Consider the following 14,098-nt stretch of genomic DNA (forward strand, 5'->3'; position numbering starts at 1 on the left):
CAGCGGTCCGATGAAGCAGGAAGTGAGTTCGTCTCGGGAGTCCATCCAGGATCCGACCCTGCCGGCGATCTGCGTCGAGGCGCAGCATCGGCTCGGGCGGACGTTGCGCTCGCTCTACGAACGCACCGTGGATGGCGAGCCCATCCCCCTCGATCAGGTCGATCTGCTGCTGCGCCTGCGCCACCGCGAGCGCGAACTGCAGCGTCAACGCTGAGGGATCGGGTCCAGGATCCGCGCCCGGCCTCGCCGGGTGCTACCCGCCCCGAACGGGGGAGGCCGTCCGGATCGAGGGGCGGCCGGAGAAGCCCGGCCGCGATCATTCGCTCGTCGTGTCACGCCGGGCCGGCCCGTGGGAGCCCGCCCGGCACGGTCCGCCTCACCGCCGGCGGCGGTCGCGCACCCGGACCGGGACGAGGGCCGGAGCCTGGGCCCGGGCACCGGCGAGCGCCAGGGCGCCCGCAAGGCCGAGCGCCGCGACGATCCCCGTCACGACCATCGGGGAGGCCGTGAGGAGACCCGCCAGCAGGGCGAGCAGCACGAGGCCGGCACGCAGGGCATTGGAACGGATCATCTTCGAGCCTCCATCCAGACGCCGGGAAGAACGTGTGGTGCGAAATCGGAGTTCCGCCCGGCCGCTCCCCAGCCGCAATCCGAATGTGGGGTGCCCGATCGGTTTGCGCTACCTGCGACAAACGGAACCCAAAGTCAGGCTTGACGTTGTCTGAGCACGATCGGCCCGAGGGGGCCGAGACAACAGACAAGAGGGTCTCGCCATGCTGGGTTGGGCTGTTACTTTCCTCGTCGTGGCCCTGGTGGCCGCGCTGTTCGGGTTCGGCGGCATCGCCGGCACGGCCGTCGAGGCGGCCAAGCTGATCTTCTTCGTCGCCGTCGTGCTGTTCGCGATCTCGGCCGTGGTCGGCCTGATGCGGGGCCGTTCGCCCACGCTCTGACGCGACGGGCCCGCGTCCCCTCCCGCGCCGTCCCTCTCTCCCGCGAGGGACGGCGTCGCCGCCGTGCCGCATCCGCGACTTCAGGCTTCCGGCGGCGAGGAAGGGGAGGGCGGGGCCGCCTCGGCGGCGTTGCGCTCGAGTTCGGCGATCAGATCGGCGAACCGGTCGGGAATAGGTTGCTGCATCAGCTCGTCATACATGGCACGCAGGTGCGAGCCGATGCGTCCCTGGACGCTGCGGTCGAGAGCGGGCTGCTCGGGCCCAGGCCCCGGATCGTCGTCCCCGGACGCTCGCGGGCCCTGTCCCCCCGGGCCCTGCATCCCCTTGCCATCGATCATGCCGTTCCCCTTCGCCCGTCCTGGACACGCGGACAGAGCGATGCCATGGCGCCCGGTATGCCGGGTCGCGCGCTTGCGGCGACAACGCACGCCGGCGCAGTGAGTTCCGCGCCGGTCGGAACGAACGCGGCCGCGGGGCGTTGAGGGCGTGAGGGCCGTCGCGCACAACGACAAGACCAAGGGGACCTGAATGTCGACAGCACAACTCGTGGTGCAGCACCTGCCTTACCTGCGTCGCTACGCGCGCGCCCTGACGGGCAGCCAGGTGGCCGGCGATGCCTACGTGGCCGCGACGCTCGAGACGCTCGTGAACGAGCCCGAGACCCTCGGGCGCAGCACCAACGTCAAGGCCGACCTGTTCCGCGTCTTCACCCGGATCTGGAACTCGCTCTCCGTCAACGGCCAGACCGAGCAGGCGCAGCACGACCTGCCGGCCGAGGTGCGCTTAGGCCAGATCACGCCGCTGCCGCGTCAGGCCTTCCTGCTCTCCTGCCTCGAGGGCTTCTCCGAGGAGGACGCCGCGACCATCCTGGGCGTCGACGTCTCGGAGGTCCGCGACCTCGTCGACGAGGCCGGCCGCGAACTCGCCGCCGACATGGCGACCGAAATCCTCATCATCGAGGACGAGCCGCTGATCGCCATGGACCTCGAGGCCCTGGTCGAGGGCCTGGGCCACAACGTCACCGGCGTCGCCCGCACCCGCACGGAGGCCGTCAAGCTCGCCTCGACCAAGCGTCCGGGCCTGATCCTCGCCGACATCCAGCTCGCCGACGGCTCCTCGGGCCTCGACGCGGTCAACGATCTCCTGAAGTCGTTCGAGGTGCCGGTGATCTTCATCACCGCCTACCCGGAACGCTTCCTCACCGGCGAGCGGCCGGAGCCGGCCTTCCTGATCGCGAAGCCCTTCCAGCCCGCCAACGTCTCGGCGGTGATCAGCCAGGCGCTGTTCTTCCAGCAGAGCGCCCGCCGGCGCGAGGCGCCCGCCACCGCCTGAGAGCCTGTTTGACGTGTAAGGACGGTCTCGCGAGACACTCAATTATCCCACCCGCGACCTCATCCTGAGGTGCGACCGACGGAAGCCTCGAAGGAGGCCTCCAGCGATCGCGAGACCTCTGGAGGCCTCCTTCGAGGTCAGTCGATGAACAATCGACTGACACCTCAGGATGAGGTTGTGAGGGGGAATAAGATTTGCCACTCAGCCAAACAGGCTCTGAGGCATCAGGTTCACATCACCCCGTACCGTCGATCCGACGCGAGGTCCCGGGCTCACCGAGAGGTGGGTGCCGGGACCTCGTCGTTCCGGGGTCGGACGAGGCACGAGACAGCCTCGGTCCATACGCAGCCATCGCGCCGAGATAAGACGCGGCGCGCGCGGTGCTCCGGCGGGAGCGAGGTCGGGGGGATTCCGGGAGGGGTGGAGGCGTGCCCGCCCGGCGCACGGGAGAGTGGCGAGTCTCGGGCCCGGACGGGGGACGTGCACCATGGCGGAAGGCACCCCGCAACGATGTCGCACGGCCTCTCCCATCCGCAGGAATACTTGCGTTTGCAGGAATACTTGCGTTTGCGGGAATACTTGGTCGGTCCCGAAAACCCGCTCTCAATACAAAAGAACGGGCCGGATCGGGATCCGGCCCGTTGAAAGAGTTTCCGGCCAATGCACAAGGGGAATGCGGGGAGGACCAGGTGGCCGGGTTGCCATATCAACGGGAATCCCACCGGATTGGTTCCGTGCGGCGGCGAGCGCGATGCCTTTTCCGTTGCATGTGGCGAAATTGCTTCGCTTGGTCCTCGCTCAGGGCCGTGCCGCGTCGGTTAACGCCAGGTTGACAGGGTGTCCGGCATTCTCGCCATGAACTGTCCCGTCCGGGCACGACGTCGGGAACTACTTGGGACGGGCGCGCGTTAAGGAAGCATTCTAAAGCTTCGCCGCGAGGGCCACGCGTATGCTCCGCCCGCACTTCTTCTTCGGCATTACGGTCCCGGCCGCGCTCCTCGCCCTGGTCGGTCAGCCGCTGATCGAGCACTCGGTCGAGGCGCTCGCCCGCCCGGCCGGCGTCGAGCAGGCGGCGATCAAGGGCGACCGCCTGGCGCCGGTCCGGCCGGCCGCGAGGGCGCAGGTTCCGGTCGCGGTCGAGATCACCGGTCTCGGCGCTGCCAAGGTCACCATGCGCAACGCCGCCGGCGACGTCGTCTACCAGGCCGACGCGACCCGCAACACGACGCTCGTCGCCCGCGACACCGCGGTGCCCCACGTCACGGTGCGCGAGCGCGCGGGCGCTCCCGTGGCGCAGCGCGAGCCCGTCGCGGCCGGGCAGACCGGCCGGCGGATGCTGGAGGGCTGCGAGGGAGCGATCAGCGGCCTGGCCGGCCACGAGGCCCGCCGCCTGCTGCCGAGCCGCTGCCTGGCCGATGCCGGCGACGTCATCCCCGCCCGCGTCGCGACGCTCTAGCGCCCCCGCGCGGGATACCAGCAGAGAGCCGCCCCATGATCGACCTGCGTGACTACGAGGCGCCCTCGCCTCAGCCGCTTCCGCCCGAGCGGGCCCACCGCGACGGATATGTCGAGCCGGATGTCGACCGGCTCGCGAGCCTGCTGGCCGGCGTCACGGCCGTGCGGCCCGTCGACGACGTGATCTGCGCCGCCCTGGCGCGACGCAACCTCGTGGTCACGGCCCGGGCCCTCGCGGCCTGAGAACGCACCACTCCCGAAACGAGGCTCCCCGGGCGCGGCAGCGCCCGGGGAGCCTCGTCGCGTCTCGTGACCGCAGCGACGGCTCACGCTGATGCGCCGGAGGCGAGACGGGCTCCCTCCGGCGCATGAGCGTAAGTCTCGTATGGTCCGTGTCGAGCGGGTGCCTTACGAACCGGGCGGACGCCCGGTCACGCGGAGCGGGTCCTCGGCGGGCTGGGCCGGCCGGGCCTGATCCGCCCCTCACTCGTCGGTGGCGCGCCCGCTGCCCGAGGCCTGGCCGCCCTTGCGGCCGGCCGACGAGGCCAGTTCGCGATCCTGCGAGAAGGACCGCTTCTCGGCCGGCACGCTGCGGCCGCCCTTGCTGGCGATCTCGCGCTGACGCTCCAGGTCCATGGACGCGAAGCCGCGCTTCGAGGTCGAATTTCCGGTAGCCATGATTGCCTCCTTGGCCGGTGTTCTCAGTCCGGACAACCTTCAGCGGAAATGATGGTTCCTGCCACGCATGCGGGTCGCCGCACTGAAGGTCCCGAATCGGGGCAGTAGAGGTGGGCCCCTGCGACACTCCGCCGGATCGGTGACTTGGACTAACAGCACGCGGCCGGCGCGAAACTTGGCCGTAGGGCGTCCTCGTCACGCGGAACCCGCCGGGTGGCCCGGCGTTCGCCCCTGATTCCGCGGCGGAGGCATCGGTTGCGGGGCGCACGGCCCCGGCCTGCCCGCCGCGCAGCCGCGAGCGGAGCAGCCCGATGACGAACAAGACCATGGTGAGCCGCGAGGCCGCCGCCCATCCGGAGACGGCGCCGGCCCCCAACCGCGGCGCCACGCCGCCGATGCCGGCCGAGGAGGGCAGCCCGCGCCCGACCACCACCGAGGAGCCCGGCGACTCGCCCCAGCCGAACCGCCAGTTCGGCGACGAGCCGATCGGCGGCCTGACCACCCGCAAGGAGTACACCCGCCGGGATTAAACCCGGCCCGGCCGGCGACGCCCGACGCGGCGGCGGTTTCCAGTCCCGCTCCGGCCCTCTACACAGGCAGGCGGGATCTGGGGCGGCAAGACCATGAGCGGCGGGGCGGGAGCGGCGGAACGGGCGGGCGGCGTCGCCGAGGGAGCGGGGGGCGCGGCCGGCGACGGATCTGCCGTCGCCCGCAACGCCCGCGCCGCCCCCCGGGCCGCGCAGGAGCCGGTCCCGGCCCGCGCCGGCAACGACCCGGAGGCCGCCGACGCCTCCGGCGGCCTCGACCGCAGCCTGTTCCGCTACATCTGGCGGCACTCGAAGCGCGATCAGATCCTGATCTGTTGCGTCGTGCTCGCCTCGCTGCCGCTCTACTTCGCCTCCCTCGACCTGCCGCGGCGCATCGTCAACGAGGCGATCCAGGGCCACGCCTTCGAGAAGGGCAACGAGACCGCCAAGTTCCTGGTCCTGCGCCTGCAGATGCCGGACTGGTTCGGCCACGACGTCTCGCTGTTCGACGGCTTCGACGTCGACCGGTTCGAGCTCCTGTTCGGCCTGTCCTCGATGTTCCTGCTGCTGGTGCTGATCAACGGCGCCTTCAAGTACTGGATCAACGTGGCCAAGGGCGCGCTCGGCGAGCGCATGCTGCGGCGCCTGCGCTACCAGCTGTTCTCGCTGATCATGCGCTTCTCGCCGGACGCGCTGCGCCACACCAAGGCCTCCGAGGTCGCCACCATCATCCGCGACGAGGTCGAGCCGATCGGCGGCTTCATCGGCGACGCCTACATCCTGCCGGCCTTCCTCGGCACCCAGGCCGCCACCGCGATGGCGTTCATCCTGCTCCAGAACGTCTGGCTCGGGCTCCTCGCGGCCGGGGTGGTGGGGGTGCAGTTCGTGGTGATCCCGCGCCTGCGGCGCGAGCTCCTGCGCCTCGGGCGCCAGCGCCAGCTCGCCTCGCGCCGCCTCGCCGGCCGGGTCGGCGAGGTGGTGGACGGTATCGCGGCGGTGCATTCCAACGGGGCCGAGGCCTGGGAGCGGGCCGAGATCGGCCACCGCCTCGGCGGGCTGTTCGACCTGCGCCTGCGCATCTACCGGCGCAAGTTCATGGTCAAGTTCCTGAACAACCTGCTGGCGCAGATGACGCCGTTCCTGTTCTACTGCATCGGCGGCTACTTCGCCCTGAAGGGCCAGCTCAGCATCGGCCAGCTCGTCGCGGTGATCGCGGCCTATCGCGACCTGCCGCCGCCGCTCAAGGAGCTGATCGACTGGGACCAGCAGCGGCTCGACGTGCAGGTGAAGTACGAGCAGGTGCTGCAGCAATTCCTGCCCGAGCGCCTGCTGGGCCTCGACGCGCCCGGCCGCGACGACTCCTTGTGCGGGCACCTCGCCGCCGAGGGCGTCGGCGTCCAGGAGCCGCACGGGCCGGTGCTGGCCAACGTCTCGCTCGAACTGGCGCTCCCGGCCGTGGTCGGCATCGTCAGCGACGGCGGTCCCGCCGCCTCGACCTTCGCCCGGGTGCTGGCGCGGCGGGCGACGCCGACCTCCGGCCGGGTCACCCTCGAGGGCCACGACCTCGCGGAATGGTCGGGCGCCGCGCTCACCCGGCGCATCGCCTATGCGGGGGTCGACCCGATCCTGTTTCCGGGCTCCCTGCGGGACAACATCGTGTACGGCCTCAACCGCCGCCCGCCCGAATCCGCCGCCACGGACGCGAAGGCCCTCGCCGAGGCCCACCGGACCGGCAACCCGGTCGAGCCGTTCCCGGCCGACTGGACCGACTACGCCCAGGCCGGCGTCGCGGATGCGAGCGCCCTCGACGCCCTGATCCTCGACTGGCTCACCCGCATCGGCATGGGCGAGGAGGTCTACCGCTTCGGCCTCCTCGGGCAGGTCGATCCGGAGCGCCACCCCGACCTCGCCGCCTGGCTGATCGAGGCCCGGACCGCCTTCCGCGAGCGCCTGGCGGCGGAGGGGCACGCCCACCTCGTCGAGCCGTTCGACCCCGCCCGCTACAACCGTCAGGCGACGGTGGCCGAGAACCTGCTGTTCGGCGTGCCGACCACCACGGCGCTCACCGGCCGGGCACTCGCCGAGCACGCGGTGGTGCGCCTCGTCCTCGATCGCACGGGGCTCGCCGACGACCTCGTCACCATGGGCGAGCGGATCGCCGCCACGATGCTGGAGATCTTCCGCGGCCTGCCGAGCGGGCATCCGCTGTTCGAGCAGTTCTCGTTCCTCTCCGCCGACGAACTGCCGGAATACGAGGCGATCCTCGCCCGCCGCACCGCCACCGAGGCCTCCGCCGAGCGCCACGGCGGCGGCGCGCTCAACCGGATCCGGCGGCGCTGGATCGGGCTCGGCCGCTACGGCTCGGCCGACGCGACCCGGCTCATCGCCCTGCCGCTCGCCTATATCGAGCCGCGCCACCGCCTCGGCCTGATCGACGACGCCTTCCGCGAGCGGCTGGTCGCGGCGCGGGGCGAGCTGCGCACCACCCTCGACGAGGCCGGCCTCGGCGGCGTCGACTTCTACGACCCCGACCAGGTCTGCGCCGCGGCCCCCTTGCGCGACAACCTCCTGTTCGGCCGCATCAACCAGTCGGTCGCCGACGCCGTCGAGACCGTGACGGCCACCGGCACCGCCCTCGTGCAGGAGATGCGCCTCGCCCCCGCCATCACCCGGGTCGGGCTCGACCATCAGGTCGGCCCGGAGGGGCGCTTCCTGTCGAGCGGCCAGCGCGCGGTGGTGAGCCTGGTGCGCGCCCTGATCCGCCGGCCCGACCTCCTCGTCCTCGACGGCGCCCTCTCGCCGATGGGCGAGAACCGCGCCCGCACGGTGTTGGGCCTGCTGCTCGAGCGGTTCGGCCGCGAGAACAGCCTCGTGGTGGTGCTGCCGAACGACCGCGTCGCCGACCGCTTCGAGTGGGTGCTGCGGGCGGCGGGCACGCAGGTCCACGGCCCGGAGCGGCCGGCGAGAGGCGAGGGAGCCCCCGCCGAGGGCCATGAATCCGCCCCCGGCGGTGGTGAGTCCGCCTCCGGCGGCGAAACCGCGGAAACCGTCGGCGAAGCGTCCCCCGAAGCGTCCCCAGAAGCGTCCCCCGGTGGCGAAGCGTCCCCCGGAGAGACGGCGGCGGGGGCTGGCGTTGCGGGCCCGGCTGCGGCAGTCTCCGGACGCGCCGGGGATGAGACGGGGCCGGAGCCGGCGCGCGTCGAGCAGGATGTGAAGGCATGACGCTTGAGACCGAGGTGCAGTCGCTGCGCCAAGTGCCGATGTTCCGCGAGGTGGATCCGGCGCGCCTGAAGCTGCTCGCCTTCACCAGCGAGCGGGTGCATTTCGCCGACGGCCAGCGCTTCTTCGACCGGGGCGACGCGGCGGACGCGGCCTACCTGATCCTGGAAGGGGAGGCCGCCGTCACGCTGGACGGCCCGGGGGGACCGATCCGCCTGGCGCTCCTCGGGGCCAACGCGCTCGTCGGCGAGATGGGCATCCTGGCCGACCAGCCCCGCTCCGCCACCGTGACCGCGGTGACGCCGACGACGGCCCTGCGCATCGACCGCCGGGTCTTCCTCGAACTCCTGAGCCAGTTCCCGCAGATCGCCATCGCGGTCATGCGCGAGCTTGCCCACCGCCTCGAGATGACGAACCAGCAGCTCGCGCAGATGCGGACCGGCTGACACGACCAGCACCGGCGAGGCGCGCCCGAGCAAGAGGCCGCGCCCGCGACAACGGGGGAGACGCCATGGATCTCGCAGCCGGTCTGAGGGGCCGCCACGTCCTCGTCACCGGGGCCTCGAGCGGCCTCGGCGACCACTTCGCCCGGCTCTGCGCGGGGTGCGGCGCCGCCGTCACGGTGGCGGCGCGGCGCAAGGAGAAGCTCGACGCCCTGGTGGGCGAGCTGCGCGAGGCCGGCGCTCCGCAAGCTCGCGCCGTCGCCCTCGACGTCGCCGACCCGGACTCGATCGCCGCCGCCTTCGCGAGCCTGCACGCCCTGCCGGACGTGGTGGTCAACAATGCCGGCATCGCCGAGGGCGGAGCGGCGATCGACCTCGACCTCGCGGCCTTCGACCGGGTGATCGACACGAATCTCCGCGGGGTCTGGGCGGTCTCGACCACGGCCGCCCGGGCCTGGCGCGACGCGGGGCGCGGCGGCGTGATCGTCAACGTCGCGTCGATCCTCGGCCTGCGGGTCGCCGGCGGCGTCGGGCCCTACACGGTCTCGAAGGCCGGCGTGGTGCAGATGACCCAGGCGCTCGGCCTCGAATGGGCCCGCTACGGCATCCGCGTCAACGCGCTGGCGCCGGGCTACATCGGCACCGACATCAACCGCGAGTTCTTCGAGACGCCGCCCGGCCAGGCGATGCTCAAGCGCATCCCGATGCGCCGCCTCGGCCGGCCGGAGGATCTCGACGGCGCCTTCCTGCTGCTCGCCGGCGACGCGTCGGGCTGGATGACCGGGGCGACGCTCCCGGTCGATGGCGGCCACCTCGTCTCGGGGCTGTGACCGTCATCCTGTCGCCGATCGCGTACCCTACCGCAGCGCCTGCGAACGGATCCGTCCGAAGGCGCTGGCTCAGCCCGAACGGGCGTCGGCGCTGATGCGCCGGACGCCCCGGCATCGACGGGCCGACGCCGGGGCGCGAGGGTGTCAGTCGGTCAGCCGGACCTGCGCGAAGGTGTTGAACAGCGTCGCCATCGCGTCGCCGATCGAGCCGGACTTGCCGGCCGTCATGTAGAAGTCCTTGCTGGTCGCGCAGGCGGTCAGCTGGGACGGGATGTCGTCGCGGCGCGTGCCCCGGCCGCCGACCTGGCTCGGCTGGCCCAGGGTGGCGTTGTAGCCCCAGTCCCAGGGCATCGCCAGGTAGGGCGTGTAGATCACGCCGACCGAGACCGGCAGCTTGGCGGAGCCGCCCGGAGCCTTGAGGGCCGCGCATTGCGCCGGATCGAACGGGGTGACGAGGGCGCGCTTGGGCTCGTCCCAGGTCCAGGACCGTCCCGGATCGGCGACGCCGTCGGTCGCCAGGATCACGAGCTTCTTCGGGGTGGTGATGCCGTCGCCGCTCGTGCCGACCGCCCTGGTGAAGTCCGGCATGATGGTGCCGAACAGCGTCGCGCCGTCGCTCTCGCCCGAGGCGCTCGGCGCCTTCGGCAGGTTGCCGGCCACCTGCGACAGGTCGCTGGTCAGGTCGAGCACCTTGGTGAGCGCCGTGCTGAACGCGTAGATCGAGATCCGCATCCGCTTGCTGACCGCGTCCTGCTTGCGCAGCCAGCCGACGAAGTCGAGGATCCCCTGGTTCATCTCGTCGAGGCGTAAGGTAATGCCGTTCGCCTTGGCCCAAAGGTAGCTGTCCTTGCCGCTGTTCTTGACGGCGACGCCGTCGTGGCAGGCGAAGGCGCAGTTCAGGTTGGCCTGGAGCGCGTTGATGTCGGCGGTCGTCGCGCCCAGCGCCATCGAGCCCGACACGTCGATCAGCAGGTAGACGTCGATCAGCGGCGACAGGTCGACGCTGGACTTGGCGACGCCGGAATACGGGATCGCCTTGGTGCCGGCGAGGCCCATGAGCGTCGTCTTGGTCGAGGCGGCGTAGCTGCCCGAGACGGTGACGCCGCGCCCGGCGAGGGCGACGTCGAACCGCGCCTGCGGGGCGTTGGCGGCGGCGGACGCGAAGCTGGTGAAGACCTCCGCGGCCGCCGCCGCCCCGGCCTGGCGGAGCTCCGCGTCGGTCTTCCCCTTGGCATCCGCGGCCTTGACCGCCTGGGCGCCCGCCAGCACCGCGGCGTCGAGGGCCGCGTCCAGGCGCGCCTCGTCCTTGCGGGCCCGGGCGTAATCGACGCCCGCGCCCGCGAGCGCCAGCAGCACGAAGCTCGTCAGGGCCGTCAGGATCGCGACGTTGCCCCCGCGGTCGTGCCGGAGGGCCGAGATCGTCCGCGGACGAGGCATGGGGGGCAGGGGAGCGGGCATGACGGTGGACCGGAGGAGGTCTGTCCGTCATCCCACGTCGATTGTTTCCCCGGGGTAAATCCGTTTCCTGAATGCACGGGCGTTCAGCCCGTCGGGTAGGTGATGAACTCGAGCAGCGAGCCGTCCGGATCGCGGAAGTAGACGCTGATCCCGTCCCCGACGGCGCCGTGGCGCGGGACGGGCCCCAGCTCGACCGGCACGCCGTGGCGCTCGAGATGGGCCGCAGCCTCCTCGATCGCCCCGTGCCAGCGGAAGCAGAGGTCGCTGTTGCCGGGGGCCACCGGCAGCCGGGCCCGGGGCTCGCCAATCTGGCCCGGCCCGTGGCAGTTCAGCTGCACGCCGCCGAAGCGGTAGGCGTAGCCCCGGCCGACCGGGATCACCTCGGCCCCGAGGACGTCGCGGTAGAAGGCGGTGGAGCGCTCCCAGTCCGAGACGTGGATGACGCAGTGGTCGAGGTGGATTGCCGGGCGCAAAACCGCCTCCGGCGGCCCGGTCACGATTTCGGGCAGGTTCTCGGTCTCCGGCATCGTGGATCTTCCCCAAGGATGTCCGGAGTGGGAATCCGGGCGGCGCTCCGGAGGTTCCGGTCCGGCGCCCGTCACTGGACCCGTCACTGGGCCAGGCGAACCGGCTGGTCCTTCGGCGGGCCGACGCCGGCCGGCACCGGCACGCTCGAGCCGCCGTAGTTGGAGTTGATGAAGAGGTTGGCGCTGCCCATCGTCCGGATCGTGCGCGCCACCACCACCGTCCAGGGCGACTGGTCGGCGACCCGGTTGTTGTTGCCGTTCACGGTCAGGCTCGCGTTCGGCAGGTAGACCGTGCCGAGGAGCCTGCGGGCGTTGCTGGTCGAGATCTCGACGTCGCCGAAATAGCTCCGGTCGGTGATCAGCACGAAACCCGCATAGGGCCCGCTCTTTCGGCCCTCGAGCTGCAGCACGGCATTGCCGGTGATCTGCGCCGACAACAGGCCGCGGAGGATGACCACGACGTCGCTGCCGGTGATCGTCGATTGCCCGCCGACGCTGAGGCCCGGCCCGACGAAGTAATGGTCCCCGGGAGCCAGGACGAGGGTCGCGTTCCCGAGCAACGAGATCGTGCCGCAATGCACGCCGGGATTGAGGTAGAACGTGCCGCTCCCGAGGCTGAGCGAGAGCGAGTCGCACAGGAGCGGCCCGGCGATCGCCATGCCGGTGAAGGGGTCCGTCACCGGCGGGGCGTCGGTCACGGCATCCGGGCGGATCGCCCCCGAGGCGCTGCCGGCGGCGCGGGCCTCGCCGGCCCAGACCGTGGCGCCTCCCGACACCGTCAGGTTGGCGTTGCTCTGCACGAGGCAGTCGCTCGCCGTGATCTGGGAATTGCCCTGGACGGCGATGCTGTCCTGGCCGATCCCGAGGGGGCCGGCGCCCTGCGATCCGAGCACGCACAGGGGCTTCCTCGCGGTGCGGATCGCCGTCGCGGCGGCCTCGAGGTTCCAGCCTCCCGGCGGCAGCAGGCTGCCGAAGAACGACGCCCGGTGCGCGGTCTGGCGCACCGTGACGGCGCGCGACGCGGCATCGATCGAGGCGGTCGAGGCGATCGTCCAGCGCAGGCGCAACGGCGCGGCCGAGCCGTCGGCGTAGAGGCGCGTGCGCTCCGCCGTGGCGGCGGACTGGTCGACGCCGTATTCGCCCGCCCCCTGGAGCGCCGCCGCATCGACGTTGCTCTGGAGCTTCGCCTTCGCGAGCATCACCTCGGTCACCTCGGCGACGCCGACCGCGCCCATCGCCAGGATCGGCAGCAGCAGGCCGAACAGCACGACGACCGTGCCGCCCCGACAGCGTCGGAAGCGCGCGAGGTGGGGGCCAAGGTCCGGGCGCAAGCGCATCGTCGGGACGGGACAGCTATCCAGTGTATGGCCGGATCAGCTACCATCGACGGTTGTTGTTCGATGCCGCGAAGCCATCACGGCTCCGTTCTGGGCGACAAGTCCGAACAAACACCTAACGCGATTGTTCGGTTGTGCTTGCGCTGGGCACGATGCACTGAGCGGTTGCAGCGCCCGGCCCCGTCGGCGCCGGGCGCCCTTGCGTCAGCCGGTCACGTCGTGCTCGATCGCCCCGAAGAGCGAGTGGCCGCCGGGATCCTTCATCTCGACCCGCAGGCGGTCGCCCGCCGCGAGGTAGGGCGTGCGCACCCAGCCGCCGCTCAGGGCCTCGGCGGCGCGGGCCTCGGCGAGGCAGGCATAGCCCGCCCCGCCCTCGGCGGCGGGGCGGCCGGGGCCGCCGTCGATGCCGCGGTTCGAGACCGGGCCGGCGCTGACGATGGTGCCGGCCCCGAGCGACCGGTGGCGCGCCGCCTCCGCCACCAGGGCGACGAGGCCGCGCCCGAGATCCGCCCCGGCATCCGGGCAGCCGAGGGCCTTGCCGTTGCGGCCGACGAGCAGCGGGCGGTGCAGGCCGCCGTCGCGCCAGGCCTCCCCGAGCTCGTCGGGCGTCACCGCCACGGGGGCGAGGCTCGCGGCGAGCGCCGGCGCCTCGGCGCCGTCGAGATCGAGCCCGTCGGGCCGGAGGCGGTCGTGGCGGATCACCTCCGCCACCAGCGTCACCAGCCGGATCGCGGCCCCGGCGGCGGCGGCGTCGGCGCCCTGCGCGAGGTCCCCGGTGATCGCCGCGAGGCCCGCCGAGAGGTCGAGGGAGGCGGCGGGATCGTCGTGCCGCAGGGGATCGCGCGGCCCCAGGAAGGCGTCGGAGGCGGCGTGGCGAAGCGCTCCCGTCTCGCCGGCCGGGGCCTCGGCGCCCGCGGCCTGGCGCAGCAGCGCCGGGTAGCCGGGCCAGGCGGCGGCGTGGCAGCGGGCATAGGCCCGGGGGAGGGGGGCGGCGCAATCGTGCTCGTGGAAGCGGAACGAGGGCACCGAGCCGTGCTCGAGCTGCTCGGCCAGGGCCGCGAGGGCGGGGGCGTAGCGCTCCCACTCGTCGAGCGCCCGCTGCAGCGTCGGCACCACGATGAAGGCGTCGGTGGCGCGGGTCAGGTCGCGCGAGACCACGACGAGGCGGCCGTCGCGGCCGTGCTTGAGGCTGGCGAGCTTCATTCGGCGTCCCTCCTTGGGCCCGCTGGCGCGGGCGTTCGGGCCCGCTGTTCACGGGCATTCGGCCTGCCGGGGCGGCAGGCCGGCGGCCCGATTCTTCGGGCGCGTTGCCCCATCATGGACCGGCCCGGCCGCGGAGGCT

The 14,098-nt window shown here is 72.3% G+C and carries 16 protein-coding genes; 9 read left to right on the top strand and 7 right to left on the bottom strand.

Annotation, left to right across the window (positions count from 1 at the left end; all coding sequences use genetic code 11):
• Positions 1 to 10 precede the first annotated feature (10 nt).
• Positions 11 to 214 carry a hypothetical protein gene (locus DK419_RS03610; protein WP_109957883.1) on the top strand — a complete coding sequence of 68 codons (204 nt, stop codon included), beginning with the start codon at positions 11 to 13 and terminating at the stop codon, positions 212 to 214.
• 162 nt (positions 215 to 376) lie between these two features.
• On the opposite strand, the gene DK419_RS03615 is transcribed toward DK419_RS03610, so the two are convergent.
• The gene (locus DK419_RS03615; RefSeq protein WP_109957884.1) at positions 377 to 571 is read right to left on the bottom strand and encodes a hypothetical protein; all 195 of its coding nucleotides are present in this window, start codon (positions 569 to 571) and stop codon (positions 377 to 379) included.
• A gap of 202 nt (positions 572 to 773) precedes the next feature.
• On the opposite strand from DK419_RS03615, the gene DK419_RS03620 reads away from it, so the two are divergent.
• Positions 774 to 950 (top strand): DUF1328 domain-containing protein, encoded by a 177-nt coding sequence (locus DK419_RS03620; protein WP_048429091.1) that lies wholly within the window; start codon positions 774 to 776, stop codon positions 948 to 950.
• An 80-nt stretch (positions 951 to 1,030) separates the two neighbouring features.
• Here DK419_RS03620 and DK419_RS03625 read toward each other — a convergent pair whose 3' ends face one another.
• A complete protein-coding gene (locus DK419_RS03625; protein ID WP_109957885.1) occupies positions 1,031 to 1,288 on the bottom strand; it encodes a NepR family anti-sigma factor in 258 nt (85 codons plus the stop codon).
• A gap of 190 nt (positions 1,289 to 1,478) precedes the next feature.
• Between DK419_RS03625 and DK419_RS03630 the strand changes: the two genes are divergently transcribed.
• The 3 genes from DK419_RS03630 (at position 1,479) to DK419_RS03640 (ending at position 3,980) form a co-directional block, all read left to right on the top strand.
• On the top strand, positions 1,479 to 2,282 hold the full coding sequence (locus tag DK419_RS03630) for a response regulator (RefSeq protein ID WP_109957886.1): 804 nt from the start codon (positions 1,479 to 1,481) through the stop codon (positions 2,280 to 2,282).
• Positions 2,283 to 3,231: 949 nt separating this feature from the next.
• Entirely contained in the window at positions 3,232 to 3,738 is a 507-nt protein-coding gene (locus tag DK419_RS03635) for a hypothetical protein (protein WP_109957887.1), read from the top strand.
• Between the two features lie 35 nt (positions 3,739 to 3,773).
• Complete coding sequence (locus DK419_RS03640) at positions 3,774 to 3,980, top strand: hypothetical protein (protein WP_109957888.1); 207 nt, start codon at positions 3,774 to 3,776, stop codon at positions 3,978 to 3,980.
• 240 nt (positions 3,981 to 4,220) lie between these two features.
• Here the strand turns inward: DK419_RS03640 and DK419_RS03645 are convergent, their stop codons facing one another.
• Positions 4,221 to 4,415: a con-10 family general stress protein gene (locus DK419_RS03645; RefSeq protein WP_048429096.1), complete on the bottom strand. Its 195-nt coding sequence runs from the start codon at positions 4,413 to 4,415 to the stop codon at positions 4,221 to 4,223.
• Between the two features lie 311 nt (positions 4,416 to 4,726).
• Here DK419_RS03645 and DK419_RS03650 point away from each other — a divergent pair, with 311 nt between their 5' ends.
• From DK419_RS03650 to DK419_RS03665, 4 genes are all read left to right on the top strand, one after another.
• Positions 4,727 to 4,945 (top strand): hypothetical protein, encoded by a 219-nt coding sequence (locus tag DK419_RS03650; protein ID WP_109957889.1) that lies wholly within the window; start codon positions 4,727 to 4,729, stop codon positions 4,943 to 4,945.
• A 93-nt stretch (positions 4,946 to 5,038) separates the two neighbouring features.
• A complete protein-coding gene (locus tag DK419_RS03655; RefSeq protein ID WP_208642276.1) occupies positions 5,039 to 8,164 on the top strand; it encodes an ABC transporter transmembrane domain-containing protein in 3,126 nt (1,041 codons plus the stop codon).
• A complete protein-coding gene (locus DK419_RS03660) occupies positions 8,161 to 8,607 on the top strand; it encodes a Crp/Fnr family transcriptional regulator (protein ID WP_109957890.1) in 447 nt (148 codons plus the stop codon). The genes DK419_RS03655 and DK419_RS03660 overlap by 4 nt, the downstream gene beginning before the upstream one ends.
• A 65-nt stretch (positions 8,608 to 8,672) precedes the next feature.
• Positions 8,673 to 9,434 (top strand): SDR family NAD(P)-dependent oxidoreductase, encoded by a 762-nt coding sequence (locus DK419_RS03665; protein WP_109957891.1) that lies wholly within the window; start codon positions 8,673 to 8,675, stop codon positions 9,432 to 9,434.
• A gap of 144 nt (positions 9,435 to 9,578) precedes the next feature.
• On the opposite strand, the gene DK419_RS03670 is transcribed toward DK419_RS03665, so the two are convergent.
• From DK419_RS03670 to DK419_RS03685, 4 genes are all read right to left on the bottom strand, one after another.
• Positions 9,579 to 10,871 carry a pilus assembly protein gene (locus DK419_RS03670; RefSeq protein WP_162561134.1) on the bottom strand — a complete coding sequence of 431 codons (1,293 nt, stop codon included), beginning with the start codon at positions 10,869 to 10,871 and terminating at the stop codon, positions 9,579 to 9,581.
• Between the two features lie 104 nt (positions 10,872 to 10,975).
• Positions 10,976 to 11,419, bottom strand: a complete 444-nt coding sequence (locus DK419_RS03675; protein ID WP_109957893.1) for a VOC family protein — start codon at positions 11,417 to 11,419, stop codon at positions 10,976 to 10,978.
• 83 nt (positions 11,420 to 11,502) lie between these two features.
• Positions 11,503 to 12,750 (bottom strand): TadE/TadG family type IV pilus assembly protein, encoded by a 1,248-nt coding sequence (locus DK419_RS03680; RefSeq protein WP_162561135.1) that lies wholly within the window; start codon positions 12,748 to 12,750, stop codon positions 11,503 to 11,505.
• Positions 12,751 to 12,960: 210 nt separating this feature from the next.
• A complete protein-coding gene (locus tag DK419_RS03685) occupies positions 12,961 to 13,959 on the bottom strand; it encodes a fumarylacetoacetate hydrolase family protein (protein WP_109957895.1) in 999 nt (332 codons plus the stop codon).
• Positions 13,960 to 14,098 lie beyond the last annotated feature (139 nt).

Source organism: Methylobacterium terrae, from assembly GCF_003173755.1.
Lineage (GTDB): Bacteria > Pseudomonadota > Alphaproteobacteria > Rhizobiales > Beijerinckiaceae > Methylobacterium > Methylobacterium terrae.